Origin of the sequence: Mesorhizobium sp. M8A.F.Ca.ET.021.01.1.1 (assembly GCF_003998025.1) — a bacterium.
Lineage (GTDB): Bacteria > Pseudomonadota > Alphaproteobacteria > Rhizobiales > Rhizobiaceae > Mesorhizobium.
On record NZ_RZSJ01000405.1, the window covers coordinates 1 to 5,786 of the forward strand.

Sequence of the window (5,786 nt, forward strand, 5' to 3'; positions counted from 1 at the left end):
AGCATGACGCGATCAAGCTCGGCATGGCGCTGGCGCCGGAAAGCCGCCGCGACCAGGGCCTTTGTCTCAACCTGCCGGTTGGCCTCAACCTCAATTTGCCGATCTACAAGCGCATCTCCCGCAACCTGTTGATCTCGAGCGCGAAAGAGAAGGCCGAGGCCGACCGCCAAATCGCCGGCCTCAGGATCAAGACCCCGACGCGCCATGCGTTGGCTTCCAGCCTTTCGGGCGGCAATCAGCAGAAGATCGTCATCGGCAAATGGCTGGCCCATGGCGCCAAGCTGTTCATCTTCGACGAGCCGACGGTTGGCGTCGATGTCGGCACCAAGGCCGAAATCTACCGCCTGTTCAGCGCGCTCTTGTCAAAGGGCGCCGGCATCATCCTGATCTCATCCTATTTGCCGGAAGTCTATGAACTGGCCGACACGCTGCACGTGTTCCGCCGCGGCAAGCTGGTGGCCACGCACGGCTTCCACACCGCCGATCACGAGGACATCCTCACACAGGCGCTCGCCGAGAAACAAGAAAAGTTGGGAGGAAAGACATGAGCACCGAGGCGATCCCTGCCGAAAAACCGAAGCGCAATTACAACGCCCTGTTCGGACTGACGCTGCTGGCGCTGCTGGTGCTGCTGTGGGTCATCCTGTCGTTATCCACATCGAGCTTCGCGTCGGCCAACAACATCTCGAATCTGCTGCGCCAGGGTTCGATGATCGCCATTTTGGCTGTCGGCCAGACCTTCGTCATCATCACCGGCGGCATCGATCTGTCCGTGGGCGCGGTGGTTGGCTTCGCAACCGTCATCGCCGCGATGTTGATCAACGCCGGCGTCCCGGTCTTCCTCGCCATCCTGCTCACCTTGCTGGTCGGCGTCGCCATCGGCCTCTTCCATGGTTTTGGCATCGTCAAGATGGGCCTGCCGCCTTTCATCATCACGCTGGCGACCCTGACGTCGCTGCGCGGCATTGGCCTCTTGATGACCAACGGCAATTCGATTTCGATCAACAATGATGCTTTCCAGGAATTCTCGCGCAACTCCTTCCTCGGCGTCCCTAATCTGTTCTGGATGGTCCTGCTGGTCGGCATACCCGCCTATGTCTTCCTGCATCACAGCCGCTGGGGCCGGTATCTGTTCTCGGTTGGGTCGAACGCCGAGGCCTCGCGCCTGTCCGGCGTTAACGTCCAGCGCACCATCTTCATGGCCTACACGCTGTCGGGTCTGTGCGCGGCGTTCGTCGGCGTGCTCTTGGCTTCGCGCATCGGCATCGGCAACCCGACCCAGGCCGAAGGGTGGGAACTGCAGGCGATCGCCTCGTCGGTGATCGGCGGCACCTCACTGTTCGGCGCGGTCGGCTCGGTGCACGGGCCACTGCTCGGCGCCTTCATCCTGGCGACCATCAACAACGGCGCCAACCTGCTCAACGTCAACGCCTTCTGGCAGCGTGTCATCACCGGCGTGCTGATCATCGTCATCGTCTATTTCGATGGCCTGCGCCGCCGCGGCGGCAAGTAGTCAACGAACCGAAAATCGAACTCCGGCCCAGTATCAAAACGGGCCGGAGTTTTCGTAAACCCAAATTGGACCGAACCATGAAAGCCGTCGTCTGCCGCTCGCCCGGCGAACTCATTCTGGAAGACCGTCCCGCTCCCGGCTCGCCGCCTCCCGGCTGGGCACTGGTGGCGGTCAGCCATGTCGGCATCTGCGGCACCGACTATCACATCTTCGAGGGCAAGCACCCGTTCCTCGCCTACCCCCGCATCATGGGCCACGAAGTGTCTGGCACCGTCGTCGAAGTCGGCGAAGGAGCCGGTCTTGCGGTCGGCGAACCGGTGATCATCAACCCCTATCTCTCCTGCGGCAAATGCATCGCCTGCCGCCACGGCAAGCCCAATTGCTGTGTGCGCATCGAAGTGCTCGGCGTGCATCGCGATGGCGCCATGTGCGAACAGATCCTGGTGCCGACGCAGAACCTCTATCCCACCAACGGCCTGTCGCTCGCCGACGCCGCCGCCGTCGAATTCCTGGCCATCGGCGCCCATGCCGTGCGCCGCGCGCGTTCCGAGCCCGGTGCACGCACGCTGGTCATCGGCGCCGGTCCGATCGGCCTCGGCACCGCCATCTTCGCCCGCATCGCCAGGCTCGACGTCAGCTTGCTCGACATGAGCAGCGAAAGGCTGGGCTTCGCGTCAAGCGAGCTCGGCTTCTCAGTCCTTGACGGCTCACAAGCGCCGGTTGCCGATCTGGTGCGCGACGCGACTGGTGGCGAAGGCTTCGACGTGGTCTTCGACGCCACCGGCAACACCTCCTCGGTGCAATCGGCCTTCGCCCATGTCGCGCATGGCGGCACGCTTGTGCTGGTCAGCGTCGTCAAGGACGACATCGTCTTTTCCGATCCCGAGTTCCACAAGCGCGAGATGACGCTGGTCGGCAGCCGCAATGCGCTGCGCGCCGATTTCGATCATGTCGCCGCCTCGATCCGCAATGGCGCCGTGCCGCTGGCCAAGCTCGTCACCCACCGGACCACGCTGACCGATACGCCAGGGGATCTCGCACGCTGGGTCCATGAAAAGTCGGGCCTGATCAAGGCCGTGATCGAGATCGGATAGCCGGGGCGTTACAGCGCCGACAGCTTCAGCTCCACCCGCTCGGCCGGAAAACGTGACTCCGAAAACTGGATCGGCTGGCCGTCGGGCGTGACGTTGACCGCCACCGTGACCAGCACGATGGCGCCCGGCTGCAGATCGAGATCGGCAAGATCCGCGGCGTCGGCATGGCGCGCCGAGAGCACGGTCGATTGCCTGAGATAATCGTCGATGCCGAAACGCGCGAGCGACGCGGTGATCGAACCGGTCTGCGCCATCGCCTCGTCGATGCCGGCAAAGCGTCTGGCATCGAACCAGCTGGCAGCACGCGACACGGACCGTCCGTCGGCCTCGCCGCGTGTTTCCAGCCGCATCACGTCAGCGCCCCTGGCAAGGCCAAGACCCTCGGCGACACGCTGGCTGGCCGGCTCGATCGATGAAGAGAGCAGCACGATGTGTCGTTCCGACGTCTGTCCCTGCAGGCCCGCCGAGAAACGCGTACGCGCGCCGATCGGATAGGACAGCCGCTTGCGCGACAAGACGAACGTGCCGCGCCCTTGCTCGGCCCGCAGCACGCCCTCCTGCACGAGGGCCGATATGGCGCTGCGTACTGTGTGACGGTTGACGCCGTAGCGCTCGGCCAGCGCGACTTCGGGCGGCAGCGCGGCATTTTCGGCGAAATCGCCAATGGCAATCGCTTGCAGGATCCTGTCGGCGATCTGGCGCCATAGTGAAACACCGCTGCGCCGCTCGATGCTGTCGGCCGCTTGCTGCCCGATCATGTTTTGCCCCCGCCTGTCACGCACCCGTCATGGACTCGCGTTAGGGAATATGTATAATTTGTATAGTTGTCTATATCAATAGACAAATCTGGCGAAGAGGAAAGCTGCCGATGCGAGGACAGGAAGCCCGCGACCAGGCCGAGCGCAAAGCCGCCATGGCGACGCTGGCGCAATCCAGCGGCGACGACATCGTCCGGCTCTGGAACGAGGCCGGCCTGCCTTCGCAAGCCGAGCTGCTGCGCGGTCCCGAGACCGGCCTGGTCACGCTGCGTGGCCGCATCGGCGGCGGCGGCGCGCCCTTCAATGTCGGCGAAGCGACCGTTACCCGCGCCACGGTCCGGCTGCCGTCCGGACAGGTCGGTCATTGCTACGCGCTTGGCCGCGACAAGCAGAAGGCGAAGCTGGCGGCCATCGCCGACGCGCTCTGGCAGGACCCTGCCCGCCGCGCCGAGGTCGAGACCAGGCTCATTGCGCCCTTACGCTCGGCTCTGACCGTTGCCCACGAAAAACGCCGTGCCGAGACGGCGGCGACGAAAGTGGATTTCTTCACCATGGTTCGCGGAGAAGATTGATGGATATCGCGGCACAATCGATCGAGGGCGGTTTCGCCGATCCGGTCTTCAACGCACAGACCGTGTTTCGGGCAGTCATGGACGCCATGGCGCGGCCGGGCAGCGTCCAGCCCTTGCCGGGCCTGGCCCGCCCGCCGGCGCCGCTTTCGGCAACATCAGGCGCCATTGCACTGGCGCTCTGCGACAACGACACGCCGCTCTGGCTCGACCCGGCCCTGCACGCCTCCGCGGCGATCGGCTCCTGGCTTGGTTTCCACACCGGTGCGCCGCTTGCCAACACCCCGGCCGACGCGCATTTCGCGTTTGTTGCCACACCGGCCGAGATGATGGCGCTCGACGGTTTCTCACAAGGCACGCAGGACTATCCCGATCGATCGACAACGCTGATCCTGCAGGTCGGCGATCTCACTTCAGGAACCCCGCTGTTGCTCGAAGGCCCCGGCATCGAAACCAGCGCCACGATCGCGCCGGCACAAATGCCGCGCCATTTCGTCGAGCAGTGGAAGCAAAACAACAAGCGCTTTCCGCGCGGCGTCGACATCGTCCTCGCCACATCGCAAGGCGTAGCCTGCCTGCCGCGCACGACGCGCATCAAGACGATGGAGGCTTGAAGATGTATGTCGCGGTAAAAGGTGGCGAAGCCGCCATTGCCAACGCCCACGGCCTGCTTGCCGACCGCCGGCGCGGTGACCGCTCGGTGCCCGCGCTCCGCCTCGACCAGATCGTCGAGCAGCTGGCGCTGGGTGTCGACCGGGTGATGAGCGAAGGCTCGCTCTATGACCGTGAACTCGCCGCACTCGCCATCGTCCAGGCGCGCGGCGACATGATCGAAGCGATTTTCCTGGTGCGTGCCTACCGCACCACGTTGCCGCGCTTCGGTTACACCAGACCGATCGACACCAGCGCGATGCTGGTCGAACGGCGCGTCTCGGCGACTTACAAGGACCTGCCTGGCGGCCAGCTGCTTGGCCCGACCTTCGACTACACGCACCGCCTGCTCGACCCCGAGCTTGCCACCGGCGCCGATGTCGCCGAGCCCTTGCAGCGCGCCCGCGAAGCCGAGCCCATGCCGCGTGTCTCGGCCATCCTCGCCCGTGAAGGCCTGATCGAGCCCGATGGCAAGATGCCGCAGGATCACATCCCCGGCGACATCACCCGCGAGCCGCTGGAATTCCCGATGGCGCGCGACATCCGCCTGCAGGCGCTGTCACGCGGCGACGAGGGTTTCCTGCTGGCGCTCGGCTATTCCACGCAGCGCGGCTACGCCCGCAACCATCCCTTTGTCGGCGAGATCCGCATAGGCGAGGTCGAGTTGGAGCTTGACGTTCCCGAACTGCCCTTCGCGGTGCCGCTCGGCACGGTGCGGGTCACCGAATGCCAGATGGTCAACCAGTTCAAGGGCTCGGCCAAGGCGCCGCCGCAATTCACGCGCGGCTACGGTCTCGTCTTCGGCCAGAGCGAGCGCAAGGCAATGGCCATGGCGCTCTGCGACCGGGCGCTACGCGCCTCCGAGTTGGGCGAGGACGTCGTCGCCGCCGCGCAGGACGAGGAGTTCGTCATTTCGCATTCCGACAATGTCCAGGCGACCGGCTTTGTCGAGCATTTGAAACTGCCGCACTATGTCGACTTCCAGGCCGAACTCGACCTCGTGCGCCGCATGCGCGCCGAGTATGAGGCCCGCGAAAATCCAGCGAAGGCGGAAGAAACGAAGGAGGCAGCGGAATGACTGCGCAACCGACCGACATCGCCACCTACAACTTCGCCTATCTCGACGAACAGACCAAGCGGATGATCCGCCGCGCGATCCTCAAGGGCATCGCCATTCCTGGCTACCAGGTGCCGTTCGCCT

Annotated in this window: 8 protein-coding genes; 7 read left to right on the forward strand and 1 reads right to left on the reverse strand. The window is 64.7% G+C overall.

Annotated elements, in window-relative coordinates; all coding sequences use genetic code 11:
- The 3 genes from EOA36_RS25250 to EOA36_RS25260 all read left to right on the forward strand — a co-directional run.
- Positions 1 to 548 (forward strand): ATP-binding cassette domain-containing protein (locus EOA36_RS25250; protein WP_145969302.1); only part of this gene is annotated, 548 nt, incomplete at its 5' end.
- The gene (locus EOA36_RS25255; protein WP_027144667.1) at positions 545 to 1,513 is read left to right on the forward strand and encodes an ABC transporter permease; all 969 of its coding nucleotides are present in this window, start codon (positions 545 to 547) and stop codon (positions 1,511 to 1,513) included. The genes EOA36_RS25250 and EOA36_RS25255, both read left to right, overlap by 4 nt.
- Before the next feature lie 77 nt (positions 1,514 to 1,590).
- Positions 1,591 to 2,607, forward strand: coding sequence for a zinc-binding alcohol dehydrogenase family protein (locus EOA36_RS25260; RefSeq protein WP_127279886.1), 1,017 nt, complete (start codon positions 1,591 to 1,593; stop codon positions 2,605 to 2,607).
- A gap of 8 nt (positions 2,608 to 2,615) precedes the next feature.
- Here the strand turns inward: EOA36_RS25260 and phnF are convergent, their stop codons facing one another.
- Positions 2,616 to 3,365, reverse strand: a complete 750-nt coding sequence (phnF, locus tag EOA36_RS25265; protein ID WP_127279887.1) for a phosphonate metabolism transcriptional regulator PhnF — start codon at positions 3,363 to 3,365, stop codon at positions 2,616 to 2,618.
- A gap of 110 nt (positions 3,366 to 3,475) precedes the next feature.
- Here phnF and phnG point away from each other — a divergent pair, with 110 nt between their 5' ends.
- From phnG to EOA36_RS25285, 4 genes are all read left to right on the forward strand, one after another.
- On the forward strand, positions 3,476 to 3,937 hold the full coding sequence (gene phnG / locus EOA36_RS25270; protein WP_127279888.1) for a phosphonate C-P lyase system protein PhnG: 462 nt from the start codon (positions 3,476 to 3,478) through the stop codon (positions 3,935 to 3,937).
- Positions 3,937 to 4,548, forward strand: a complete 612-nt coding sequence (gene phnH / locus EOA36_RS25275) for a phosphonate C-P lyase system protein PhnH (protein WP_127279889.1) — start codon at positions 3,937 to 3,939, stop codon at positions 4,546 to 4,548. The genes phnG and phnH overlap by 1 nt, the downstream gene beginning before the upstream one ends.
- A gap of 2 nt (positions 4,549 to 4,550) precedes the next feature.
- Positions 4,551 to 5,663, forward strand: coding sequence for a carbon-phosphorus lyase complex subunit PhnI (locus EOA36_RS25280; protein WP_127279890.1), 1,113 nt, complete (start codon positions 4,551 to 4,553; stop codon positions 5,661 to 5,663).
- A partial coding sequence (locus EOA36_RS25285) for an alpha-D-ribose 1-methylphosphonate 5-phosphate C-P-lyase PhnJ (RefSeq protein WP_189553340.1) occupies positions 5,660 to 5,786 on the forward strand: 127 nt, incomplete at its 3' end. The genes EOA36_RS25280 and EOA36_RS25285, both read left to right, overlap by 4 nt.

What these genes read in the sequence shown, in the direction of transcription:
- EOA36_RS25255 (WP_027144667.1), top strand. Translation starts at nt 545, where the DNA reads ATGAGCACCGAGGCGATCCCTGCCGAAAAACCGAAGCGCAATTACAAC.
- EOA36_RS25260 (WP_127279886.1), top strand. Translation starts at nt 1,591, where the DNA reads ATGAAAGCCGTCGTCTGCCGCTCGCCCGGCGAACTCATTCTGGAAGAC.
- phnF (WP_127279887.1), bottom strand. Translation starts at nt 3,365, where the DNA reads ATGATCGGGCAGCAAGCGGCCGACAGCATCGAGCGGCGCAGCGGTGTT.
- phnG (WP_127279888.1), top strand. Translation starts at nt 3,476, where the DNA reads ATGCGAGGACAGGAAGCCCGCGACCAGGCCGAGCGCAAAGCCGCCATG.
- phnH (WP_127279889.1), top strand. Translation starts at nt 3,937, where the DNA reads ATGGATATCGCGGCACAATCGATCGAGGGCGGTTTCGCCGATCCGGTC.
- EOA36_RS25280 (WP_127279890.1), top strand. Translation starts at nt 4,551, where the DNA reads ATGTATGTCGCGGTAAAAGGTGGCGAAGCCGCCATTGCCAACGCCCAC.